Origin of the sequence: Mesorhizobium sp. SEMIA396 (assembly GCF_024518615.1) — a bacterium.
Classification (GTDB): Bacteria; Pseudomonadota; Alphaproteobacteria; order Rhizobiales; family Rhizobiaceae; genus Mesorhizobium.
Window position 1 is genome coordinate 77,928 of record NZ_JANIFC010000007.1, and the last position, 23,943, is coordinate 101,870.

Sequence of the window (23,943 nt, forward strand, 5' to 3'; positions counted from 1 at the left end):
ATCGGGCGGACCGAAGTCCGAGAGAGCATATTTTGGCATCATCGCTGACCACCTTCACCGACGAGGCGAGGATTGCCCTCGACACGCTGTCAGGCCGCGCCACCGGGCTTTTTTGCCCATCGCTGCGCCTCGGCGTGACCGGATTGTCCCGCGCCGGCAAAACAGTGTTCATATCGGCCCTAGTCCACAATTTGATCCATGGCGGGCGCCTGCCGCTGTTCGAAGCGCAGAAATCGGGTCGCATCGCCCGCGCCTTCCTCGAGCAGCAGCCCGACGACGCGGTGCCGCGTTTCCAGTACGAGGACCACATTGCCGCCCTGCTCAACGACCGCGCCTGGCCCGATTCGACGCGCGCCATTTCGGAACTGCGGCTGACCATCGAATATGAATCGGCCTCCGGCTGGAGCCGCATGTTTTCCTCGGGCAGACTGTCGGTCGATATTGTCGACTATCCCGGCGAATGGCTGCTCGATCTGCCGCTGCTCGGCAAGTCCTTCGCCGATTTTTCGCAGGAAGCCTTCGAAATGGCCGTTCTGCCGGTGCGCGAGGACCTGTCGCAGAGCTGGCGGGCGTTGTCGGCCGGGATCGATCCGAACGCCGATGCCGACGAGATGACGGCGCGCCGGCTAGCCGAGAACTTCGCCGCCTATCTGAAGGCCTGCAAGCTCGACGAGCGGGCGCTTTCGACCTTGCCGCCCGGCCGCTTCCTGATGCCTGGCGATCTCGAAGGCTCGCCGGCACTGACCTTCGCGCCCCTGGCCGGGATCGGCGACAGGCGTCCGCGCCCGGGGTCGCTGCACGCCATGATGGACAGGCGCTATGAGGCCTACAAGACGCATGTCGTCAAACCCTTCTTTCGCGAACACATCACCCGCCTCGATCGCCAGATCGTGCTGATCGACGCCATGCAGGCGCTGAACGCCGGCCCCGGCGCCATGGCCGACCTGGAACGCGCGGTGACCGAGATCCTCAGCTGTTTCCGACCTGGCCGGGGCAGCTTCCTCACCGATCTGTTTTCGCGGCGCATCGACCGCATCCTGGTTGCCGCGACCAAGGCCGACCATCTGCACCACGAAAGCCATGACCGCCTGCAGGCGATCGTGCGGCGGCTTGCCGACCGAGCCGTGGCACGGGCGAATTTCACCGGCGCCGATGTCGACGTGGTCGCCATGGCGGCGGTGCGCGCGACGCGCGAAGGCACCGTCAAGCAAGGCCGGGAGACGTTGCCAGTCATTATCGGCACGCCGATCGCCGGCGAGAGGATCAACGGTGAAACTTTCGATGGAAAAACTGAAACAGCCATATTTCCTGGTGACTTACCGGAGAAAATTGATGCAGTTTTTGATCTTTCGGGAGCCGATCACAAGCAGGATGCCGCGGACCCTGCAATCCGCTTCGTCCGTTTCCGTCCGCCAAAGCTAGAACGAACGGCTGAAGGTATCACCCTGTCGCTGCCGCATATCAGGCTCGACCGTGCCTTGCAGTTCCTGATCGGAGATCATCTGGCATGACCGCGCCCCGCAAGCCGGCAGCGTTCCGGATCGAACCGGAAACCCCACCGAGACAAACGGCCCCTGAGCCGCGCCCCCAGGCCGATGCCCAGCGCAAACCGCGCGCGATGAAGACCGATGTCGCGATGGTCCTCCCGGCGGAAGTCGATGTCTTCGACGAGCCCGACATCATTGCCGCGGAGCCGCCACCGGCCATTGCCCCCAGGAAACGCTCGCTGCTCGGCAGCATCTTCTTCGGCGCCTTTGGCGTGCTGGTTTCGCTGGCTGTCGGCTTGTGGACCGACCAGCTCATACGCGACCTCTTTGCGCGCGCCGAATGGCTGGGCTGGCTGGCCGCCGGCATGGCTGCCATCGCCGTGCTGGCGCTTATGGTGATCCTGATTCGCGAATTCCTGGCGATCGGCCGCCTCGCCGAGGTCGAAAAGCTGCAGAAACGGGCGCTCGACGCAATCGAGCGTGACGATCCCAAGGCGGCACGATCGGTCGTCGACGAGCTGTCGGCCTTTGTCGCGGCCAAACCCGAGACCGCGGCCGGCCGGCGCGCGCTGGCCGAACTGCGCGGCGAAATCATCGACGGCGGCAATCTCGTGCGCCTGGCCGAGGCAGAAATTCTGGGCCCCCTCGATGCCAGGGCAAAGGTGATGATCCTCGAGGCCGCCAAACGCGTTTCGCTGGTGACGGCGGTCAGTCCACGCGCACTGGTCGATGTCGCCTATGTCGTATTCGAGGCCGGGCGGCTCATTCGCCGCCTGTCGGAGCTCTATGGCGGACGGCCCGGAACGCTGGGTTTCTTCCGCCTGGCGCGCAGCGTGCTGGCGCATCTGGCGGTTACCGGCTCGATCGCGGTCGGTGACAGTTTCGTCCAGCAGATCGTCGGCCACGGCCTGGCCGCGCGCCTTTCGGCCAAGCTTGGCGAGGGCGTCGTCAACGGCATGATGACGGCGCGCATCGGCATCGCCGCGATGGAGACGGCGCGACCCCTGCCCTTCAGCGCCGCCAAGCGTCCCGGATTGGGCGACTTCCTCTCGGCGCTGACATCGTTCGCAACCAGGAAAGATGGTGAAACGACCCCATCCGGCAAGTGAGACAGGCTGGAGTGTCCGGACATTCGGAATCGTTACCGGACTGCTCTGCCGCGGCTCCTCGGTGACGAAGCATTAACCAATCTTGTTCATGGTCAGACGGGTTCCAAACAGCATCTTTGTTGCCGGGTGTCGTCGATGAAAAGCGTAATTCTATCCAGCGTCCTGCCCCTGGCAACGGTGATTGCGGCAGTCGTCGGCATTGCCGGAGTGGCATCTGCGGCGGAGCCGGACAAGCAGTTCTTCCAGTCTGCTGAAGGCAAGTGGATCGGTCCCGGCGAAATCGTCGCCGGCAAGTACAAAGGCACCAAGTTCAACTGCAGCTTCACCGGCTCGACGCCCGACGGCAAGGTCGGCATGTCGCTCGACGGCGGCTGCCGGGTCGGCATGTTCACCCAGCCGATGTCGGCCAAGATCGAGCGCAAGGGCCGCGAGGGCTACAAGGGCAGCTTTATGGGTGGCGCGACCGGTTCCGGCCTCGACATCATCGGCGGCAACGTCGTCGATGCCCGCAAAGTGGTCTTCACCATCAACCGCAACCAGCTGCGCGGCGTCATGCAGGCTCGCATCCCTGACGACAATTCGATGACAGTGACTATTGCCGTGCGCGTCGACGACCAGTTGGTGCCGGTGATCGGCATGAGCTTGAAGCGCGTCGACGCAGTCGAAGTCGGCTCCATCGCGCCGAACTGAAATCGCGCCGAACTGAAAATCCGAAAAAAAGGCGGCGACCCCACGGTCACCGCCCTCTCCCTTGACCCATCGAATCAGGCGCTTAGGCCTTGATCTCAAATCAGGGCGTTAGCCTTTGATTGTGGCCGTCAGTTCGTCATAGGCCTTGCAGGCGTCGGCCAATGTCGTAGCGCCCTGATACTTGGTTGTCACCGCCTGGACCTTGGCCGTCAGATCAGCCGCTTTGGACGGGTCCTTGGTAATCGCTTCCTGCAGCGCGGTAGCCATGTCCTGCGCCTTCTTGGTCGCGATTTCCGCCGTGCACTCGGGCGCCTTCGAGCAAGCCGAACCGGCAAGCACCGCCAGGCCGACGGCAACAAACAAAAACTTCTTCATGTCAGTCATCTCCTCAAAAAGGGCGCGACTTGATCGTCGATCACCCTCCAATGGCCGAAGCCGAGCGTCCTTAGCCTTCGATTGCGGCAAGATGCAACGTGTTCCCGGCCTCAACTTGTGTATCGCGCCTGCAACATCGGCGGCGGCCCGGATTCAGGCTATTTTATCAGCGGCAGCAAAGTTCAGCTGCGTGGCTGCAGCAGCGCCAAGACGGCGGTCGATGCGGCAAGGACAGCGGTCAGAGTCAAAGGCCCGGTCGCGCCATAGGTGTCCACGACATAGCCGCCGACAACCGCGCCGATGGTGATGGCAATTTGGAAAGAGGTGACCATCAGGCTGCCCGCTGCCTCCAGCGCATCAGGCGCCGCGCGCGACATATTGGTCGGCAGCACCACCGGCGCCATGCCAAAGGCGAAACCCCACAGCGTAACGAAGCCGAAGGCAACGCCCATATGCGAGCCCCAAAGCACCAAAGTAAGTGCCGCAACCGCCATCAACGCCGCGGTGACTGCGAGGGCCATGTGGATGTTGGTGTCGGCCATGCGGCCGCCGGCAACATTACCGATCACGGCAGCGATGCCAAACCCGAGCAGAGCCAGGGCAATCGGTCCGGTTGTAAGGAGTGTCACCTGTTCGAGGAAGGGACGCACATAGACCGAGCCGGCAAAATGCCCCGTCATCAGCAAAACAATAGCCAGCATGCCGAGTTGGATGCCGCGCCGCCGGGTCAGCCGAAATACATCTGCAAGGCTGTTGCTTGCCGTTGCAGGCAAGGTCGGCAGGCTGAGAAACTGCAGCAGCATGGCAAGCGCGGCCAGCCCCGCCGTCATGGCCATGGCACTGCGCCACCCTATCCAGTCACTGATCAACGCGCCCATCGACGGTGCGGCAATGGTGGCAAGCGAGACGCCGAGGGTGACGATCGCCATGCCCCGACCTGTCGCATTGGCGCCAACCAGCCTCGCCACGACGGCGACCGAAAGTGCCCAGAAAGCGCTGAGAGCGATGCCCAGCCCGGCCCGGCCCAACAGCAACAGCCAGAAATCGGTCGCCAGCGCCGCCAGGATATTGGAACCGACCGCAAGAGCGCTGAGACCAACCAGCACCGCCTTGCGGTTCAAGCGGCCGATGAGAACATTGCTCAACATGGCCGTCACGGCGCCGACGGAAGCGGTGGCGGTGACGACCTGGCCGGCCGTCCCCTCGCTGATGCCGAGATCGCGTGCCATTGGCGTCAGCAGACCTGCGGGCAGGAATTCGGCCGACACCAGGGCAAAGCTGGTGGCCGCCAATGAAATGACCGCGAACCAGGTGGCTGAACTCCACGCGGCTGGTGCATCGGCATCAAGGCCAATCGCGGCGTCTTCAATCTGTAATGTTGTGTCAGTCACGGAAAGATCTCCAAAGTTTGGAGGTCTTAAATAGGCGAGTCCGCTCGGATGATATGTATCTTAGAATCCGAAATTCATATCCATTCGTCCGGGAATTGTGCGGCGCACAACGCCCGGCGAGACATTGGTGATGCGCTTGAACGCGCGCGCGAAGGATGCCTCGGAATCATAGCCCAAACGGGTAGCGACTTCGGCAACCGACAAGCCGTTTTGGCCCAGCAATTCGCGGGCAAGCTGCATACGCAGGCGGGCGAGATAGTGTGCGGCACCCTCCCCCAATACCGCACTGAAACGCTCGGCGAAAATCGAACGCGATTGGCCTGCCACGCCGGCCAGGCTTCCCAGCGTCCAGTTGTGGCCGGGGTCGCGGTGCATGGCCGCCAAAGCGCGGCCTATATGGGGGTCGCGGATGGCTGCGAGCCAACCGGTGGTCGAGGCTCCGTTGCAATTGACCCAGCAGCGTATGAGCCGGGCCGTCAGCAAGTCGGCCATACGCGACAGAATCGTGGCGCTGCCCATCTGCGGTTGCGAGGCCTCCACCGTCATGGCCGCCAGCAAAGGACCGACGACCGGGTCATTGCCGGCCACGTCGCAACCCTTGATGACGGGCGGCATCAACGTTATCAATGGGTTGAGCGCATAGGAGTCCAAGGCCATGGAGCCGCAGAAAAGGGTGCTCGTGGCGCCCGTTCCTTGCCGTACCACTTCGCAGACGTTGCCCCCCAACTTGATCACCTGGCAACCTTCGAGCGAGTCCCCTGCAACGTCCGGCGCGCTCGCCAGCCGATGGGCGATGCCTTGCGGCAGCAGCACCAGATCGCCATCGCGCAACTCCTGCCAGCCTTGCGATTCAGTATGAATCCAGCACGGGCCCTGGCCGACAAAGTGAAACCGAAGCAGCTGTTGTTGCGGAAAGTCTATGCTCCATGGGTGCCGGAGCTCGCAGCGGCCATAGTTGACACCACTCAAGCGAAAGTCTTGCAGAACTTCGCTGAGCGCATCCATCGGGATATGTGGCGTCGAAGACGGACGGGACGAATAGTCAGGCATATACCTGATATAGATGCCGAACGTCCGGCAGGCAAGCGGGGACCGTTGTTCCACCAGGTGAATCGTTGCAGCGGCGCCCTACCCTTCCCGGCAGATTTCTCGCCTTGCCTCCCACTCCAACTGCATGCAAGGAGTTTCTGCTAGACACAGGGACAAGAGGCATGGCGGCGGAAGCATCGGGCAGTGATCTGGTTCAGGTGGTGGCACTGCTTGCTGCCGGCGTCGTTGCCGTTCCGATCTTCAAGCGCATGGGCCTTGGCTCGATCCTCGGCTATCTGGCCGCCGGCGTGGTGATCGGTCCGTTCGGCTTCGGCGTCTTTTCCGAATCGGAAGCCATTCTTCATGTCGCCGAGCTCGGTGTGGTGATGTTCCTGTTCATCATCGGGCTGGAAATGCAGCCGTCGCGGCTGTGGGGCCTGCGCCGTGAGATCTTCGGCCTCGGCGCGCTGCAGGTCGGCGTCTGCGCGCTTCTGCTGACCGGTGTCGGCATGGCTGGAGGGTTTCCGATCGCGCAATCCTTCGTCGCCGGCGCCGGCTTCGTGCTGACCTCGACGGCGATCGTCATGCAACTCCTGGAGGAACGCGGTGAAATCGCCGCACCGAAAGGCCAGCGCATCGTATCGGTCCTGCTGCTCGAGGATCTTGCCATCGTGCCGCTGCTGGCCCTGATCGCGTTCCTGGCGCCCGGCGGTACCGACACCAGCCTGATGGAGCGGCTGACCGAAATCGGCATCGGCCTTGCCGCGATCATCGGCCTGGTGGTGGCCGGCCGTTATCTGCTCAACCCGTTCTTCCGCATCCTGGCGGATGCCCGTGCCCGCGAGGTGATGACGGCGGCGGCACTTCTGGTCGTCCTTGGCTCCGCCCTCGCCATGCAGCTCAGCGGCCTGTCGATGGCGATGGGTGCCTTCCTGGCCGGCGTGCTTTTGTCTGAATCGACCTTCCGCCACCAACTCGAAGCCGACATCGAACCCTTCCGCGGCATCCTGCTTGGCCTGTTCTTTCTCGCGGTAGGCATGTCGCTCGACCTGCATGTGGTCGCGGCGAACTGGCGGCTGATCGCCATCTATGTCGTCGCCTACATGGTGATGAAGGCATTCGGTATCTACATCGTCGCCCGCATCCTGAAATCAGGTCACCGCGAAGCCCTGGAGCGCGCGGTCTTCATGGCACAAGGCGGCGAATTCGCCTTTGTCCTTTACTCGGCGGCCGCGGCGGTCGGCATCATCGATGGCCAGGCCAACGCGACGCTGACGGCGATCGTCATCATCTCCATGGTGCTGACGCCGCTGGCCATCATCGCCTTGCGCTATCTGACGCCGCGTGACGAGCAGTCGCTCGACGGGGTCGATGTCGCCGATGGCCTGACCGGCAGCGTGCTGGTCATTGGTTTCGGCCGCTTCGGCCAGATCGCGAGCCAGCCGCTGCTGCTGCGCGGCATCGACGTCTCGATCATCGACAATGACGTCGAGATGATCCAGGCGGCGGCCGATTTCGGCTTCAAGGTCTATTATGGCGACGGCACGCGACTGGACATCCTGCATGCCGCCGGCGCCGGCCGTGCGCGCGCCGTGCTGATCTGCGTCGACAAGGCCGATGTGGCTGTTCGCATCGCCCAGTTGATCAAGGCTGAGTTTCCTTTGCTCACCGTGCTGGCCCGCGCTTTCGATCGTGGTACCGCGCTGCAGCTCATTCGCGCCGGCGTCGACTACCAGCTGCGTGAAACCTTCGAATCCGCACTTGTTTTCGGCGGCTCGGCCCTGGAATCGCTGGGCGTCGATCCCGAAGACGTGGCTGAAACGATCGAAGACGTCAGGCGCCGCGACACCGACCGCTTCGAAACCCAGCTTGCCGAAGGCATTCGCGCCGGACAGCGCTTCCTGAGAGGCAATATCGGTACGCCGATTCCGACACCGCTCTCCACGCCGCGCCGGCCTGGTCAGGCACTCAATGAAGAAACCGCGGGTGTGCTGCACAAGTCCGAACCCGCCGATTGAGCAAGGAATTAGGCATGGAATTGGACAGCAGGGCCCTGTCGGTCACCAAATTCTGGCGCGATGCCGGCGAGGATGCCTGGTTCGAGAAGAACGAAGCATTCGATGCCGAGTTCCGCGACCGCTTTCTCGGCCTGCACTACGCCGCCGCGCGGCGTGAATGCGACGACTGGCTGGAACATGCCGAAGGCGCGCTGGCGCTGATGATCCTGCTCGACCAGTTTCCGCGGAACTGTTTTCGCGGCACCGGCCATATGTACGCGACCGATCCGCTCGCCAGATATTTCGCGGAGAGGGCGATCGCGGCTGGTCATGACCTGGCACTCGAGGAAGAACTCCGCGTTTTCCTCTACCTGCCTTACGAGCATTCGGAACTGCTGGCCGACCAGGACATTTCGGTCGAACTGACGCAGGCCTGGGCCGAGCCATACCTGAAGTACGCTGTCGAACACCGCGATATCATTCAGAATTTCGGCCGTTTTCCGCACCGAAACAAGATGCTTGGCCGCGAAACCACCCCGCAGGAGCAGACGTTCCTGGATGGCGGCGGCTTCTCCGGTTAAAGACCCCGCTCCAAGGTGTGTTGAGATTCAGGTCAGGCCGAGTCGAAAACGGTGGGTTCCGAGAACCGGAGCGGAGCGTACATTTGGGTACGTGAGCACCGGAAGCGCAGGAACTCGCCGTTTGCAGGCCGGCATCACCTGAATATCAACGCACCTAGGCCAACCACCAATCCCGGCCGGAGGACAATCGCTCGATGCCTGAAGTATCGACGGCGACCAGGCGGTCGGTGATGCTGCGACCGCTGACAACCAGGCCGGGCGCGATCTCGGCCAGCGGCGCCAGCACGAAGGCGCGCTCCAGCATGCGCGGATGCGGCACCTCCAGTCCGGTCTCGTGGATGACGCGGTCCCCGAACACCAGAATGTCGATATCGATCAGCCGCGGCCCCCAGCGCTCCTCCCGCACCCGCTTCAGCTTGCGCTCCGCATCGAGGCAGAGGTCGAGCAAGGCACGCGGTGCAAGCACGGTGGAAATCTCGGCGGCCGCATTGAGAAAATCGGGCTGATCGAGCTTGCCCCAGGGCGGCGTGCGATAAAGCGAGGAGACGCCGGTGACACGCGTATCCGCGTCGGCATCCAGCATGCGCAGCGCCGCGCCCATGGATTTCGCCGGATCGCCAAGATTGCCGCCAAGGCTGAGATAAACGGTACTATTCGGGCCAGACAACGGTCACCTCGACATAATCGAGCACGCCAGGCACCGGTGCGTTCGGCTTGCGCACCGTGATCTCGGCTTTCTTAATCTGCGGAAAACGCGCCGTCAGCGCACGGGCCACTTCGAGCGCCAGCGACTCGATGAGAAAACGGCGCTGCCCGGTGATGATCTTCTCAATGACGGTGAATGCAATGCCGTAGTGGACTGTATCCTCGATCGAATCCTCGGCAAGCGCGCGGCCTGGATCGACGGTGAGAACAGCATCGACATAGAAGCGCTGGCCGAGCCTTTCCTCCTCGTCCAGCACGCCGTGCCGGGCAAAGAAAGCGCAGTTCTTCATGCGGATGACATACATCGCTCAGTTTCTCGCCTGGTCCGTCCGACGCGCCAGCATAGCATCCGCGAGCGCCAAAGCGTCCACGTTGAATGCGACATCGTGGACGCGAAACAGATCGGCGCCCTGGAGCCTCAATATAACGCTGGTCGCCGCTGTTCCGACCCCTCTGTCGGCGGCATCACGGCCGGTGACCGTGCCGATGAAGCGTTTTCGCGACGTACCGGCCATCAGCGGCAGGCCGAGGGCATGCAATTCCGAAAAGCGTGCCATCAGGTCGAGATTTTCCTCCGCCGTCTCCTTGGCGAATCCGAAACCGGGATCGAGCACGATACGATCGTCGGCGATGCCGTTCTGGCGGGCGATTTCCAGCGACCTTCGCAGGAACGTCAGTTGATCGGCAATCGCATCCGGCAGCTTCTGGCGATCCCGCCCAGTATGCATGATGACAAGCCCCGCGCCGGTGTCGGCGGCGACACGCGCAATATCGGGCTCGCGCTGCAAACCCCAGACATCGTTGACGATATGCGCGCCGGCGGCGACCGCCAGCCGCGCCGTGTCGGCACGATAGGTGTCGACCGAAATCAGCACCTCGCTCACGCCCGCCAGCGCTTCGATCACCGGCAGGATGCGGTCCTGTTCCTGGCTGGCCGATACCGCGGCAGCACCTGGGCGCGTCGATTCTCCGCCGACATCGACAACCAGCGCCCCTTCCCCGATCATGCGGCGCGCCTGGGCCAGCGCCTTTTCAGGGGCGTCGAACTGGCCGCCGTCGGAAAAGCTATCGGGCGTGACATTGAGGATGCCGACGACCACGGCCTTGCCGCCAAGGTCGAGATGGCGTCCATGCGCCAACTGCCATCGCCGGGCCGTCATTGCTCATCGACCATGGAGTTCATCAATCATGTGTGATCCCTGGCGGATCAATTTCATTGCGCCGGCAACGGCCGTAAAGCAAGGTGATCGAAGAGGCAACATGATGAAGCGAGCCATGCTTGGCATGAAAAGACGGTCCCTGGGCGTGAAACGATCCTTGGCTTGCGCGCTGCTGCTCGCCATGACCCCGCTTCCGGCGGCGACCGCCAATCTCGTCAAGACGTACAGCTATTTCGCCATCGGCGGCAGCACCCTCGACGACATCGAGGCACAACTCTCCAAACGCGGGCCGGAGGTGAAAAGCACCGGCAACCGGCACCCGGGCGCCACGCAGATGGCCTTCACCACCCGTGTCAGCTATGCGCAGACGCCGAGTTCCTGCCGGATCGCCGACGCGGCGGTGACCGTCAAGGTGAAGGTGATCCTTCCCGAGTGGCGCCGCCCGCGCAAGGCCGACGCCGATGTCAGGCTGTTCTGGGATACGCTGTCCGCCGACATCAAGCGCCATGAGGAGCGCCATGTCGAAATCGCCAAGAACCATGGCGGCGAACTCGAAGAGGCCTTGAAGGCCACCTACCCGCAAAAGAACTGCGATGCCGCCAAGGCCAAGGCGGCCGCGATCACCGCGGCTGTCCTGGCCAAGCACGACCGCGCCCAGCTTCAGTTCGACCGCGTCGAAAGCGTCAATTTCGAAAGCCGCATCTTGCGGCTGCTGCGCTACCGCATGGAGCGCATCGGCAACGGCCGACTGCCGCCGGCCTGAACGCACCCGAACTGAAAGCCAAATTCGCTGGAGGTAGTGCCAGATTCGAAAAACTTTCGAGCCCCTGTCGAAACCGGCCTATATGGGACGACATATGTCAGGCTCGCCAGACGCGAGCTTAAAACACCAATGCGATCCAAACGGTCAAGAAACCGGAACGGCTGAACAGGGCCGGTCAAATCGCAAGCTTATGGATGAACGATCATGGACCAGGCTGTCGATAACAAAACGATGGCGGAAACCGGCACGCCGATAACAGAGAGCGAAAAGAACGCCATTATCGGCGGCGTGCTGTTGTCGATGCTGTTGGCGGCACTCGACCAGACCATTGTTGCGCCAGCCATGCCGACCATCGGGCATGCGCTCGGAAACGCACACTATCTGCCATGGATCGTCACCGGTTATCTTCTGACCGCTACCGCCGTGGCCCCGCTCTACGGCAAGATTTCCGATGTCTACGGACGCCGGCCGACCGTCTATGCCGCGATCCTGATCTTTTTGGCGGGATCGCTGGTCAGTGCGATGGCTCCCAACATGTTTGTGCTGGTTGTCGGGCGGGCGATCCAGGGCGCCGGCGGCGGCGGCTTGTTCGCGTTGACGCAGACCGTGGTCGGCGATCTCGTTCCGCCGCGCGAGCGGGCACGCTATGCCGCCTGGTTCTCCGGCACATGGGCTGTCGCCAGCGTTGCCGGTCCGTTGCTCGGCGGCACTTTCGCAGAGCACCTGCACTGGTCACTGATCTTCTGGATCAACATTCCGCTTGGTGTTCTTGCGATGGCGATCATCAACAAGCCGCTCAAGAAACTGCCCGTTGCCGCAAAGCGCCATCGCATCGACGGCCTGGGCGCGTTGCTTCTGATCATTGCCACGGCGCTGCTGCTGCTCGCATTGAACTGGGGCGGCAGCGCCTATCCCTGGATTTCGCTTGAAGTCATCGGCGTTCTCTGCGGTTCGGCGATTTTCTGGGGCGCTTTTGCCTTGCGGCTTATGCGAGCCGCCGAGCCGCTCATCTCACTCGAAGTGCTTGGCAATCCAATCGTCCTGGCGGGCACGCTTTCGATGTTCCTGCTTCAGGCCGCAAGCGTCGGCATGGCTGTGTACCTGCCCGTCTATCTTCAGGCGGTGCTCGGCCTGTCGGCCGCAGAGTCGGGCATCGCGATGCTCGGGCTTCTGCTGGGGACCGTCGGCGGCGCGGCATTCAGCGGGCGTATGATACCGCATTTTACCCACTACAAGCGCATCGCGATGGTGGGCGTCGTCTTCAGCATGCTGTGCCTCTGCCTGCTGGCCGTCGTCGCAGGATATGCAACGCTGCTGGAGGTAGAGGTCTTGACGATCTGCATCGGGTTTGGAACCGGAACGACGTTTCCGGTCACCACCGTGTCGGTCCAGAACGCCGTCGATCGCGTGCATCTCGGCGTCGCGACGGGCGTGCTGACATTCCTGCGTTCGCTTGGCAGTGCGCTTGGTGTCGCGATGCTCGGCGCGGTCGCTCTGGGCTACGGCTTGCCACTTGCCGGTGAAGGCGTGCGGATCGTGGGCCATAGCGCGACGGTCGAGCCGTTCGTGATGATCTTTGCCGTCGCCGCCGTTACATTGCTGCTGGGGCTGATCACGCTGACGCTGATGCCCGAAAAGGAGCTTCGCGGTTACGCCGACAATGCGGCGCCCATCCTCGCCGAGTAAGCTTCAGCCGGAGACGCCGAGCTTCTTCTGCAGGCTGGTCGATGAGGTCGTGTACTGGAAAACGATGCGCTCGCCGGGGCTGATGATGCGCTTGGCGGCCTGCGCCATCAGCGCCACTTCGTGGAAGCCAGACAGGATCAGCTTCAGCTTGCCCGGATACCAGTTGATGTCGCCGACCGCGAAGATACCGGGCACCGATGTCTGGAACTTCTCGGTATCGACCGGAATAAGGTTCTCGTGAAGGTTGAGACCCCACTCCGCGATCGGTCCGAGCTTCATGGTCAGGCCGAAGAACGGCAGCATGCGCGTGCAAGGCACCTCGACATCGCCGTCAGGTCCCTTGATGGTGGCCGATGACAGTTGGCCGTCGGCACCGGTCAATCCGGTCACCTGCCCGACCTGGAACTCCAGCTGCCTCATCTCCTGCATGGCATACATCTTGTTGACGCTGTCGGGGGCGGCACGGAACTCGGGCCGCCGGTGCACCAGCGTCACGCTCTTTGCCACCGGCTGCAGGTTCAGCGTCCAGTCGAGTGCCGAGTCGCCGCCACCGACGATAACGAGGTCATGGCCGCGAAAATCCTCCATCCGGCGCACCGAATAGAAGACGCTCTTGCCTTCATAGGGCTCTATGCCGGGGATCGGCGGACGCTTGGGCTGGAAGGAGCCGCCGCCGGCGGCAATCACCACCACCTTGGCCTCGAACACCTCGTTTTCGTCGGTGGTGACGCGAAAACTGCCGTCCTCCAGTTTTTCCAGGCTGGAAACCATTCGGTTGTAGCTGAAATCAGGCTTGAACGGCGCGATCTGCTCGAGCAATTTGTCGACCAGCCCCTGCGCCGAGATCGAAGGCCAGCCTGGAATGTCGTAGATCGGCTTTTCCGGATAGAGCTCCGCGCACTGGCCGCCCGGCCGATCGAGAATGTCGATCAGGTGGCATTTCATGTCGAACAGGCCGAGCTCGAACACGGCAAACAGGCCAACCGGTCCTGCCCCGACAATAAGCACGTCTGTCCTGATAATGTCGGTCATGCCTGTGCCTCGCTGCGCATGACCCCGAAAATCGGATCGATTTTCGGAAAGGATCATGCGCAAATAAAAGTGCTACAGCGTCCTTTGCGCGTCCAAGAGGACGCGCGGCGCTGTAGTGAAACAGCAGGACACTGCATGACCATCGCTCCGCTGCCAAGCCGCAGCGGGAAAAATCAGTTGGCAAAGATACTGCGCTTATCCCTGACGGGCAGGCACCCGCACAATGAGACCGTCGAGCGCGTCTCGCACCTTGATCTGGCACGACAGCCGTGAGTTCGGCTGGACGTCGTAAGCGAAGTCCAGCATGTCCTCTTCCATCGCTTCCGGCTCGCCGACTTCAGCCGTCCAGGCTTCGTCGACATAGACGTGACAGGTGGCACAGGCGCAGGCACCGCCGCATTCGGCTTCGATCCCGGGCACGGCGTTGCGGATCGCGTTCTCCATGACCGTAGAGCCGTTCTCGGCGTCCATGTCGAAATGCGTGCCGTCATGGGCAATGAAAGTCAGCTTGGTCATTTGTCACCTGAAGGGAGTTCCAGCCGAGATAATCACTCCGGCTGACAAGTCAACTGCCGCATGAAAGCGCCGCCCGATGACGTTTTTCCGCAAATCGGGTTCAGCGCGGATTCAGCGGTTGATGGCGGCGATGAAATCGCGCACTTCGTCGATCAGCATGCCAAGCCGTTTGAGCGTCTGGCCGTCTTCCGGCCGATGCTCGATCTCGGTGGCGCAATCGGCGATGGCAAAGGCGCCGACGCCCCGTGCCGAACCCTTCAATCCATGGGCGAGCAGAAGCCGGTCCTTGATGTCGGCGTCGACTATTCTGTCGCGCACGGACAGCGCCTGCTGTACAAACAGCGCCAGCACCTCTTGCTCAAGGCTGCGGTCACCCATCGTCTGGCGGGCAAGGTGTGCCAAATCGACCGGCCGTGACCGCCTTGGTCCGGATACGTCGCCCCCGGGCATTGAGAAGGCAATGCCGCTTTCGCCACGCATGAACTCGAACTCCGTTTCTTCGATTCGCCCAAAAACCTAGGCGAATCCAATGGACAACGGGTTAATGAATGGCCGGGAAAAATGTTGCCAAAGCGGCGCCCAAATCACAGTTCCGTTAACCTTATATTTAAAGTTTTACGTATCCCGCGGAATGCATGTTTTCTTTACCCCCCTGTGTCATTACGATACGAGGGGTCCATTTTCAGCCTCCTGCGCGGGGCAAGACAAACAGAATTATAAGCCCGCGGCAGCTAGTACAGGGTAGCGAAGGCATGGCAAAGAAACCAACGACGACGAGAACTCTCGACAGCGACGTGGCCAGGGAACTGGAAAAGGCGCTCGATCTCGACCTCAGCAACGAGATCGGCAACGGCGACCTCGACATCGCGGCTTCTATGGAGGATCTGGAAGCTCAGATATCCCAGGCGGCCGACGAGTTGGCGCGCGAGGGACGCAATCATAAGCCGGAACAAAACCCGGAGCCCGTAGTCAATCAGAACCACGCCGCGAAACCCGCGCCCAAGGCAAAGCCTGCCGAATTGCGCCCCGTGGAACCGCGCAATGGCGCCCAGCCCGCTGGTTTCGCACCGGCCAATGACGATCGCCAGAAGGACTATAAGACGCTCCTGCACAGCCTCAACAGGCGTGCCTCGAACACCATTTACTGGGTCGTTGCCTTCGTTTCGCTCGCCTGGTTCGCTGGCGCCGGCGGTTTGGCCAATCTGCTTTTCGGACCGAGCATCTGGAGAATCCGTACGCTCGACCAGTTCCTTGCCCGTCCGGAGCTGATCGGCCTTGCGGTCGCGGCCATCGTGCCCGTCATCCTGTTCTGGGCCTTCGCCGCCATGATTCGCCGCGCCCAGGAAATGCGCATCGCCGCACAGTCGATGACCGAAGTGGCCTTCCGCCTGACCGAGCCGGAAAACCTTGCCCAGGATCGCGTCATGATGATCGGCCAGGCCGTTCGTCGCGAGGTCGCGGCCATGGGCGAAGGCATCGAACGCACGCTTGCCCGCGCGGTCGAGCTGGAAACGCTGGTCCACAGCGAAGTCAACCAGATCGAACGCTCCTATTCCGAGAATGAATCCCGCATCCGTTCGCTGGTCGACGGGCTCGGCAGCGAGCGCGAAGCCGTCGTCACCCATGCCGAGCGCGTCCGCGCTTCGATCACCGGCGCGCATGAGACGCTGAAGGACGAGATCGGCGCCGCCTCCGACATCATCCGCGACTCGATCCTCAATGCGTCGACCAAATTGTCGATGACGATCACCAATTCCGGCGACACGCTGATCGACCGCATCAACGAAAGCTCGATGTCGATCTTCGATTCCGTCGAAGGCCGGCTCGATTCGATCACCGACCGTCTGTCGACCTCGGGCGAGGCCTTCGCCAGCCTTCTCGACACCCGCATCGCCAAGCTGACGGACACCACTGACGGCCTGACACGGTCGTTGACCGATCTGCTCGACGATCGCACCACAGGCATGGTGTCGCTGCTCGGCGGTGCCGCGCGCACTCTCAATTCCGAATTCGAGGCCAGCCTCAACGGCATCGAGCGGACTCTCGCCGAACGCGGCCAGGCCCTGATCAGCGAGTTCCAGACCCGCGCCGAGGCGCTGGACACCGGAACGCAGAAGCTCAATGCGGCACTCGAGGCCCGTGCCCGCCAGATCAACGAAACGCTGGTCGAGCGCGCCCGCGAAATCGCGCACACCTTCGCCGAGAGCAAGGACACGCTGTCGGCGATGATCGATCAGGGCAAGACCCAGATCGGCGCCGACATGGCCGATATCGTCACCTCGACCTCCTCCATGCTCGAAGCCCGCGCCAGCGACTTCGCCGGACGCATGGAAGCCGCCCGTCACGTCGTGTCGCGTTCGTTCGACAGCGACATCCAGCGGCTCGCCGACGCCCGCGTCGGCATCGAGGAAGCCGTCGAGAACCACAGCAGGAAACTGTCCGAAAGCCGCGAGCGCATGGCCGCGGCCATGGAGGCCGACCTGGCGAAGTTCGCCGAGGGCCGCGCCGGCATCGATGCGGCGGTAACCAACCAGGTGCAGAAGCTGGCCGAAGGCCGCAGCCTGATCTCGCGCGCTCTCGAAGAGGACCTGCGCAAGGTCAATGAATCGCGGGCGGCCATCGATGCATCGCTCGGCAGCCATCTCGAAAGGCTGGAAGAAGGCCGCAACAGGCTCTCCACTGCCCTAAACGAAGACTCCGGGAAACTGGTGCAAGCTCGTACGATCATTGACGAAATGGTGGCCGGGCATGTTGGAAAGCTTGCCGAGGGCCGCAACATTCTGTCACGCGCCCTGGAGGCCGACCTCGGCAAACTGTCCGACAGCCGCGCCAGCATCGACGGTCTGGTCGCCGGTCAGGTCGAGAAGATCGCCGAGGGCCGCGCCGTGCTCGCCAAGGCGTTGGAAAACGACATCGTCGGCATCAAGAGCCTCATCGAAACCCATTCCGCCAAACTGGCGGAGGACCGCACGCAGCTTTCCCATTCGCTCGACAGCGATCTGTCCGGAATACGCGGCCTGATCGAAAGCCACTCGGGACGGCTGGCCGAGGACCGCGGCCTGCTGTCGCAGACGCTTGAGGCCGACCTTGCCAAGCTGGCTGAAAGCCGTTCGAGCATCGACGGTCTGGTCGCCGGTCAGGTCGAGAAGCTGGCGGAAGGCCGCGACATTCTCAAGCGCGCGCTGGAATCCGATCTGAACACGATCAAGGGCGTCATATCGAGCCAGTCGGAAAAGCTGGCCGAGGATCGCGGTCAGCTTTCCCGGGTCCTGGAAGCCGATCTGCAGAATGTGAACAGCGTCATCGCCGATCACATGAACAAGCTCGTCCAAGACCGCTCCGCCCTGTCGAGGGCCCTTGAGGATGACCTCGCCAAGCTGGCCGACAGCCGTTCCAGCATCGACGGGCTGGTTGCGGGTCAGGTCGAGAAGTTGTCCGAGGGCCGAGATATCCTGCGGCGTGCTCTGGAATCCGACCTCAATGCGATCAAGGGCACCATTGCCGATCAGTCGCAGAAACTGGTCGATGACCGAGCACAGTTCGCCCGGGCGCTCGAGGCTGATCTCGAAAGCGTCAACGGCTTGGTCAACAGCCATTCCGAAAGGCTCGTGCAGGACCGTTCGACGCTGTCGAAAGCGCTTGAAGCCGACCTCGAAAACGTCGGCGGCCTCGTCAACAGCCACGCGGAAAGGCTCGTCCAGGAGCGCTCGACCCTGTCGAAAGCGCTTGAGGACGATCTCGGCAAGCTGGCCGAGAGCCGCTCCAGCATCGATGGCCTGGTCGCCGGCCAGGTCGAGAAGCTCGCCGAGGGCCGCGATGTTCTCAAGCGCGCGCTGGAAGCCGACCTCGCCAAGCTGGCCGAAAGCCGCTCCAGCATCGACGGCCTGGTCGCCGGCCAGGTGGAGAAACTGGCCGAGGGTCGCGACATTCTCAAACGCGCCCTCGAAGCTGACCTGCAGAAGCTCACCGAAAGCCGCGGCGATATCGACAACATCATCGCCGGGCATGTCGGCAAGCTCGCCGAAGGCCGCAATATGCTGACCCTCGCGCTGGAAGACGATCTCGGCAAGCTGGCTGAGACCCGCAAGGATGTCGACCGCTCACTGTCGGGCCACATCGACCAGATTGCCGCCAGAAGCTCGGACATCTCTGCCGCTATCGCAGGCGATGTCGAGAAAATCGAGCAGGCATTCAGCCGCCAGACCGGCATCATCGAGGAGCGTGCCGGCACCATGGAGCGTGCGCTCTCGACAGGCGTAGACAACGTCCGCGCCGTGCTCGAGAAGAGCGCCGTGTTTGTCGCCGGCGCCCTGCGCGAAAAGGTGCTGGAAGTCACCAGCACCCTGCACGAGCAGGCCGGTGCCGCTTTCAGCGACGCCGACCGCAAGATCGCCGAGCGCGCCGAGCAGACGTCCGCCGCCCTGCTGGCGCGGGCCGAAGACATCGCCCGCACCTTCGAGGATGCAGACCGTCGCCTCCACGCTCGCGCCGAAGACACGTCCAACGCCTTGCTTGCCCGTGCCGACGATACGTCCAGCTCGCTGCTGGCCCGCGCGCATGAAACCGCCGATCAGCTGGCCGCTCGCGCAAGCGAGATCGCCGGCACCTTCGACGCCGCGGATCAGAAGCTGGCCGCCCGTGCCCAGGAAGCCGCCGATCAGCTGACTGCCCGGGCCCAGGACACCGCGGATCATCTGGCCGCCCGTGCAAGCGAGATTGCCGGCACGTTCGATGCGGCCGACCAGAAGCTGGTTGCCCGCGCTATCGAGACCGCCCAGTCGCTGGCCGCGCGTGCCGGCGACATCCTGCGCAACTTCGAAGGCGCCGACCAGCGGCTCGGCATGCGCATCGGCGAATCGGCCGAAGCGCTTGCCGCACGCGCGTCGGACCTTGGCCGCATTTTCGATGCCGCCGACCAGCAACTCGTCTCGCGCATCGCCGAAGGTTCGGAAGCGCTGTCGAGCCGTGCCTCGGAAATCGGCCGTATCTTCGACGAGGCGGATCAGCGTCTGGTGTCGCGCATCGCCAGCAGCACCTCCACGATCGGCGAGCATGCCGAGACGATCGTCGGTGCCTTTGCCGATACCGAGCAACGGGTTGCCGAACGCGCAAGGCGGACCGGCCAGGAGATGGCCGTGCACGCCCGCGAAATCGAGCAGGCGCTTGCCGGTGCGGACGAGCGTTTCGCGTCGAGTGCCGCGGCCGCGGCAGCCCGTGTCGAAGAGCAGGTCTCAGGCGTCGAGAACCGCCTCGCCTTCACAGCCGAGACGATGGGCCAGAAGCTCAACGAACAGGTGTCGAATGCCGAGGCGCAACTCGTCTCGCGCGCCAATGTGATCGCCGAGACCTTCACCGCGGTTGGCCAGCATATCGGCCAAAGCACCAACGATGCCGCCAAGACGATCGGCGCCAACACCCGCGAACTCAACACCATGCTCGCCGCACGTTCGGCCGAAATGTCGAAGATCCTCGACGAAACCGCACGGCCCCTGGTCGAGCGCTTCGCCCAGGGCGGCTCGGACCTGCAAAAGAGCATGGAAGAGGTCACCGAACGCGCCACCGAGAAGCTGCGCAGCGAGAATGCCGCGCTTGTCGACGCGCTCGCCAGCCGCACCGCCGAAACCTTGTCGGCGGTCGAAGGCGCCCGCTCGTCGCTGTCCGACAGCGTCGCTGATCTCATCGGCCGCATGACCAAGTCCAGCTCGCAGCTCGGCCAGCTGATCGATCAGGCCGCGGTCAATCTCGGCCAGGTCGATGAACGCCTGAGCGGCAGCACGCAAAGCTTCGCCGCCACCACGGAAAAAGCCGCGCAGACCTTCGCCAGCTCGGCACGTCTGGTCGATTCGAACACGACGAGGCTGACGGAACTGTCGTCGTCCACCTTGCGCGAGGTGGCGTCGATCGCCACCAAGTTCGACGAACACAGCCGCCTGCTGTCCAGCGCTTCGGACCTGCTGAGCTCGGCCCAGAGCAATCTCGAACACACGCTCGAACGGCAATCGTCGCTCGAAGACCTCGCTGTCGGCCTGGTCAAGAAGTCGGAAGATCTCGAAAGGGTCATGCGCTCGTTCGAAAATCTCGTCGGCCAGACGCTGCAGAACGCCGAAGGCAAGACGATGGAGTCGGCCGACAAGATCCGCAACGCCATCACCGACGTCGTCGATTCGGCAACCAAGCGCTTTGCCGATGCCACCGAGGAGATGCGGCGCACCGCCGGCTCGATCAAGAGCGAACTCGACCTGACCCGGGCCGAGCTCAAGAAGGGCGTCATCGAAATGCCCGAAGAGGCAAAGGAATCGACCTCGGCCATCCGCCGCGCCGTTTCCGAGCAGATCAACGCCCTGAAGGAGCTTTCGGACATCGTGGCCAAGTCCGGCCGCGGCGGTGACGGGTCCGAACCACGCAACCTGCGTCCGGCGCCGCAAGCGCCGGCCGCACGCGCTGCCGAGCCGCCGCGCCGCGCACCGGCACCGCAGCCGGACCTGCGCACGCCTCAGGCGCCCTTGGGCGGCCCTGCATTGCGCGGCACGCTCGACCTTGAGCGTCCTGCCGAGGCGGCACCGCGTCCGCGCGGCGATGCCAGCGCCCGCACGCCCCAGGGCGGATGGGTGCGGGATCTGCTGACCGCGGCATCGAACGATGAGGACCTCAGGTCGGCAGCCCCTACGGCCCCCGTGGAAGCGCAGCGCGCTACCCCTGCCCAGCGCTCGCCCCTGCATGTCGTGGAATCGCTGAACTCGCTCTCCGTCGATATCGCGCGTGCCATCGACCACGAGGCTTCGATCGAGCTGTGGAACCGCTACCGGCGTGGCGAGCGTGACGTGTTCACAAGGCGGCTCTACACGTTGAAGGGACAGCAGACGTTCGACGAGATCCGTCGCAAGTATCAGGCGGAAGCCGAGTTCCGCGCCGCTGTCGACCGCTACTGCGACGATTTCGAGAAGCTGCTCAAGGATGTCTCGCGCAACGACCGCGACAACATCATGGCGCAGACCTACCTGACGTCGGACACCGGCAAGGTCTACACCATGCTGGCCCATGCGAGCGGCCGCCTGCACTGAGCGGGCGACGAGGATCACAATCGGTCGGCGCCGCCCCTCATCCGCCTGCCGGCACCTTCTCCCCATATAGTGACGGGGAGAAGGAGATGGCCGCACTCCCGGCGCCCATTCAGCAACGTTGGCGATTGGCGAAATCTTCGGCGACAACGTCTTTCTCCCCGTCACTATACGGGGAGAAATGCCCGGCAGGGCAATGAGGGGCGGCGCAAACCAAAGATCTTTAGTCGATGCGCTGTGCGACGTGGTTTCAACGCGACGCACGATCGCTTTGAAAGCTCGGCCGGCTCAGATCACCGAATCCGTCCAGCGCACGATTTGCCCGGCGGCGTCGCCGAACGCCTTGTCGAGCGCGCTGACATAGGCAGGATTGCCGCTGCCCGAGACGGGTGCGGCTGCGGTGAAGCTCTTGGAGGCACGGACCTCGCCGTTGCGATCGTTCAGGATCCGCACGAACAGATCGACCTCGGCATGTTCGCCGCCGTCGACACGCACCTCGAAGGACCGGATTTCGACGATCACCTGATAGTCGATCGCCAGGCCCTCGCCCGGCTTGCCGACGCCGGCAAAGCTGCCCGAGCGCTGGAAGGTCTCGGCCAGCCGCGCCTGCACGATCAGCGGCAGCCGGTCGGCCCATTGCGCGCCCTTAAGATACTGGATCGAGCGATCCGACGGTTTGATGACGATGTTCTGGCTGTCCAGCGCCTTGAGCGCCGACGGCTGCGCGATCAGGATCTGGCGGCGGCTATGGCCATGCGCGTCGATCGACGGCGCCGACAGCTCGAACGTATCGAGCGGCGCGGGCTTGCCGCCCAACGCCGCGCAGCCGGCCAGCGTCAGGGCAAGCAGTGCCGCAGCCGATGTCAACCCGCCCGTTTTCACCCACACAGACTTCACGCGCGATCCCCGTTGTCCCCGGATCGTAAGATCGACCCGCTTTCGCGGCTCATGTTTCTGGGGCGCGCCGTCGCCGAAGTCAACGCCGCGCCCTGCCATCGAATTGCCGAACCTCGCCGTCGCCACCCGAAAGGATGCGCTGCGGATTGCGGCTGAGATCGGTCACCGCCTCTTCGATGCGGCTGATCGAACGGCGGCTGTCCTGCACCAAGGCCTCGACATTCGAAAGTCCCTGTCCCGAGAAGCGCGCCAGATTGTCGGTGATGACGCCAAGGCGGGCATTCAGCGTGTCGGCAACCTGCTTGAACGACTTCAGCGTCGCCCTGGCATCCGCCATCACGCCATCGGCCTGCCCCGACCCGAGCAAGGTATCGACCCTGGCAAGAATGCCATCGACCCGCACCGAGGCATCGTTGAGCCGTTGCGCGAGCTGCTTTGCGTCCTTGATCGTCTGGTCGATGTCGTCGGCCCGGTTGGCGAACTTGTGGGTCACCTCAGCGATATCGGCGGCGGCCTTGTCGGCGCTCTCGCTGGCCTTTTGGATGTTGGCGAGCGCCGAGCGCACTTGTGCGGGATCGATACCGTCGATCACGTTGTCGACCTTGGCCAGCGTGCCTTGCGTCCGTTTGGCGAAGTCGTTGACCGATCCCACGGCTGTATCGACGTTCTTGATCACGCCGTCGAGCTGCTTCGACGTCTCCTTGAGGTTACCGGTTACCGCGTCGACATTGGCGACGATGCTCTTGATCTTGTCCTTGTCGACGGCGTTGAGAAGGCCTTCGGCTGCTTTCAGCGTGCCGTCGAGTTTGCCGGAAACGCCTTTAAGCTCATCCGCCAGCGTGCTGGCGGCGGACAGGAATTTGTCGATGCCATCCGAATTCTTGGCCAGCGCATCGGAGAAGGTCTGAACATTCTGGACGGTCTGCGTCAGCGGCCCGCGAACGTCCCTGGTGAAGCCTTCGAGCTCGGTCAGCACCTTGTCGGCGCGGGTGAAGATATTCTGCGCCGTCTGCAAGAGGTTGGTCACCGCCGACGGGTTGGCGACGATCTCGGCGACCTTGCCTTCCTTTTCCGCCTGGTCGAGGAGTTTCACTTCCTTGGGGTCGGCGCCCTTGAGCTCGATGTTGGCCTGCCCGGTCAGGCCGGCAAGCCCGATATCGGCTTGCGTCGATTTGGTGATCGGCGTCATGCGGTCGATCTCGGTATCGGCGATGGCAACCGTCGGATTGTCGACGTCGATATAGACGCGCTTGACGTCGCCGACCTTGACGCCGTTGAACAGCACGAAACTGCCGCGGCCAAGCCCGGACGCAGAGCCCGGAATGCGCACGCGCAGCAACGTCGTCTCGCCCTTGTCGCCGATGGCCGCCGTCCAGTAGACGAAGGCAAACGCCGCCAGGATCGCGGCCAGCGTGAAGATGCCGACAATGACGTAGTTGGCTCTGGTTTCCATTGTCCCACTTATGG

The 23,943-nt window shown here is 63.2% G+C and carries 19 protein-coding genes; 8 read left to right on the forward strand and 11 right to left on the reverse strand.

From position 1 onward, the window contains the following. Positions 1–32 precede the first annotated feature (32 nt). The 3 genes from NP503_RS17870 to NP503_RS17880 all read left to right on the forward strand — a co-directional run bounded on the left by NP503_RS17870 (position 33) and on the right by NP503_RS17880 (position 3,286). On the forward strand, positions 33–1,511 hold the full coding sequence (locus tag NP503_RS17870; RefSeq protein ID WP_127270623.1) for a YcjX family protein: 1,479 nt from the start codon (positions 33–35) through the stop codon (positions 1,509–1,511). Continuing rightward, positions 1,508–2,596, forward strand: a complete 1,089-nt coding sequence (locus tag NP503_RS17875) for a YcjF family protein (protein WP_127271311.1) — start codon at positions 1,508–1,510, stop codon at positions 2,594–2,596. The genes NP503_RS17870 and NP503_RS17875 overlap by 4 nt, the downstream gene beginning before the upstream one ends. 135 nt (positions 2,597–2,731) lie before the next feature. Continuing rightward, positions 2,732–3,286: a hypothetical protein gene (locus NP503_RS17880; RefSeq protein ID WP_127271313.1), complete on the forward strand. Its 555-nt coding sequence runs from the start codon at positions 2,732–2,734 to the stop codon at positions 3,284–3,286. 108 nt (positions 3,287–3,394) lie between these two features. Here NP503_RS17880 and NP503_RS17885 read toward each other — a convergent pair whose 3' ends face one another. The 3 genes from NP503_RS17885 to NP503_RS17895 form a co-directional block, all read right to left on the reverse strand. Then, positions 3,395–3,661, reverse strand: a complete 267-nt coding sequence (locus NP503_RS17885) for a hypothetical protein (protein WP_127271315.1) — start codon at positions 3,659–3,661, stop codon at positions 3,395–3,397. Between the two features lie 182 nt (positions 3,662–3,843). Then, positions 3,844–5,052, reverse strand: coding sequence for an MFS transporter (locus NP503_RS17890; protein ID WP_127273253.1), 1,209 nt, complete (start codon positions 5,050–5,052; stop codon positions 3,844–3,846). 60 nt (positions 5,053–5,112) lie between these two features. After that, positions 5,113–6,102 carry an AraC family transcriptional regulator gene (locus NP503_RS17895; RefSeq protein WP_023813030.1) on the reverse strand — a complete coding sequence of 330 codons (990 nt, stop codon included), beginning with the start codon at positions 6,100–6,102 and terminating at the stop codon, positions 5,113–5,115. 161 nt (positions 6,103–6,263) lie between these two features. On the opposite strand from NP503_RS17895, the gene NP503_RS17900 reads away from it, so the two are divergent. Both NP503_RS17900 and NP503_RS17905 read left to right on the forward strand, forming a co-directional pair. Next, the gene (locus tag NP503_RS17900; protein WP_127272683.1) at positions 6,264–8,099 is read left to right on the forward strand and encodes a monovalent cation:proton antiporter-2 (CPA2) family protein; all 1,836 of its coding nucleotides are present in this window, start codon (positions 6,264–6,266) and stop codon (positions 8,097–8,099) included. A gap of 14 nt (positions 8,100–8,113) precedes the next feature. Beyond that, positions 8,114–8,659: a DUF924 family protein gene (locus NP503_RS17905; protein ID WP_127272684.1), complete on the forward strand. Its 546-nt coding sequence runs from the start codon at positions 8,114–8,116 to the stop codon at positions 8,657–8,659. 154 nt (positions 8,660–8,813) lie between these two features. Here NP503_RS17905 and folK read toward each other — a convergent pair whose 3' ends face one another. The 3 genes from folK to folP are packed head-to-tail and all read right to left on the reverse strand — an operon-like array spanning position 8,814 to position 10,524. Then, positions 8,814–9,326 (reverse strand): 2-amino-4-hydroxy-6-hydroxymethyldihydropteridine diphosphokinase, encoded by a 513-nt coding sequence (gene folK, locus NP503_RS17910; RefSeq protein WP_127272685.1) that lies wholly within the window; start codon positions 9,324–9,326, stop codon positions 8,814–8,816. Next, a complete protein-coding gene (gene folB / locus NP503_RS17915) occupies positions 9,310–9,669 on the reverse strand; it encodes a dihydroneopterin aldolase (RefSeq protein ID WP_023813034.1) in 360 nt (119 codons plus the stop codon). Before folB ends, folK begins: the two co-directional genes overlap by 17 nt. Before the next feature lie 3 nt (positions 9,670–9,672). Continuing rightward, the gene (gene folP, locus NP503_RS17920; protein WP_127271860.1) at positions 9,673–10,524 is read right to left on the reverse strand and encodes a dihydropteroate synthase; all 852 of its coding nucleotides are present in this window, start codon (positions 10,522–10,524) and stop codon (positions 9,673–9,675) included. 124 nt (positions 10,525–10,648) lie between these two features. Between folP and NP503_RS17925 the strand changes: the two genes are divergently transcribed. Together NP503_RS17925 and NP503_RS17930 are read left to right on the forward strand one after the other, a co-directional pair. Further along, complete coding sequence (locus tag NP503_RS17925) at positions 10,649–11,287, forward strand: DUF922 domain-containing Zn-dependent protease (RefSeq protein ID WP_127375535.1); 639 nt, start codon at positions 10,649–10,651, stop codon at positions 11,285–11,287. Between the two features lie 204 nt (positions 11,288–11,491). Then, the gene (locus tag NP503_RS17930; RefSeq protein WP_127269544.1) at positions 11,492–12,973 is read left to right on the forward strand and encodes an MDR family MFS transporter; all 1,482 of its coding nucleotides are present in this window, start codon (positions 11,492–11,494) and stop codon (positions 12,971–12,973) included. 3 nt (positions 12,974–12,976) lie between these two features. Here the strand turns inward: NP503_RS17930 and NP503_RS17935 are convergent, their stop codons facing one another. The 3 genes from NP503_RS17935 to NP503_RS17945 form a co-directional block, all read right to left on the reverse strand. Next, on the reverse strand, positions 12,977–14,005 hold the full coding sequence (locus tag NP503_RS17935) for an NAD(P)/FAD-dependent oxidoreductase (RefSeq protein WP_127269545.1): 1,029 nt from the start codon (positions 14,003–14,005) through the stop codon (positions 12,977–12,979). A gap of 195 nt (positions 14,006–14,200) precedes the next feature. Next, positions 14,201–14,521: a 2Fe-2S iron-sulfur cluster-binding protein gene (locus tag NP503_RS17940; protein WP_056582251.1), complete on the reverse strand. Its 321-nt coding sequence runs from the start codon at positions 14,519–14,521 to the stop codon at positions 14,201–14,203. Positions 14,522–14,632: 111 nt separating this feature from the next. After that, positions 14,633–15,001 carry an Hpt domain-containing protein gene (locus NP503_RS17945; protein WP_127269546.1) on the reverse strand — a complete coding sequence of 123 codons (369 nt, stop codon included), beginning with the start codon at positions 14,999–15,001 and terminating at the stop codon, positions 14,633–14,635. A gap of 272 nt (positions 15,002–15,273) precedes the next feature. Here NP503_RS17945 and NP503_RS17950 point away from each other — a divergent pair, with 272 nt between their 5' ends. Beyond that, positions 15,274–21,582 (forward strand): kinesin, encoded by a 6,309-nt coding sequence (locus NP503_RS17950; protein ID WP_127374566.1) that lies wholly within the window; start codon positions 15,274–15,276, stop codon positions 21,580–21,582. Between the two features lie 285 nt (positions 21,583–21,867). Here NP503_RS17950 and NP503_RS17955 read toward each other — a convergent pair whose 3' ends face one another. After that, positions 21,868–22,575: an ABC-type transport auxiliary lipoprotein family protein gene (locus tag NP503_RS17955; protein ID WP_127271479.1), complete on the reverse strand. Its 708-nt coding sequence runs from the start codon at positions 22,573–22,575 to the stop codon at positions 21,868–21,870. Next, the gene (locus NP503_RS17960) at positions 22,556–23,929 is read right to left on the reverse strand and encodes an MlaD family protein (protein ID WP_127272353.1); all 1,374 of its coding nucleotides are present in this window, start codon (positions 23,927–23,929) and stop codon (positions 22,556–22,558) included. The genes NP503_RS17955 and NP503_RS17960 overlap by 20 nt, the downstream gene beginning before the upstream one ends. Positions 23,930–23,943: the final 14 nt, after the last annotated feature.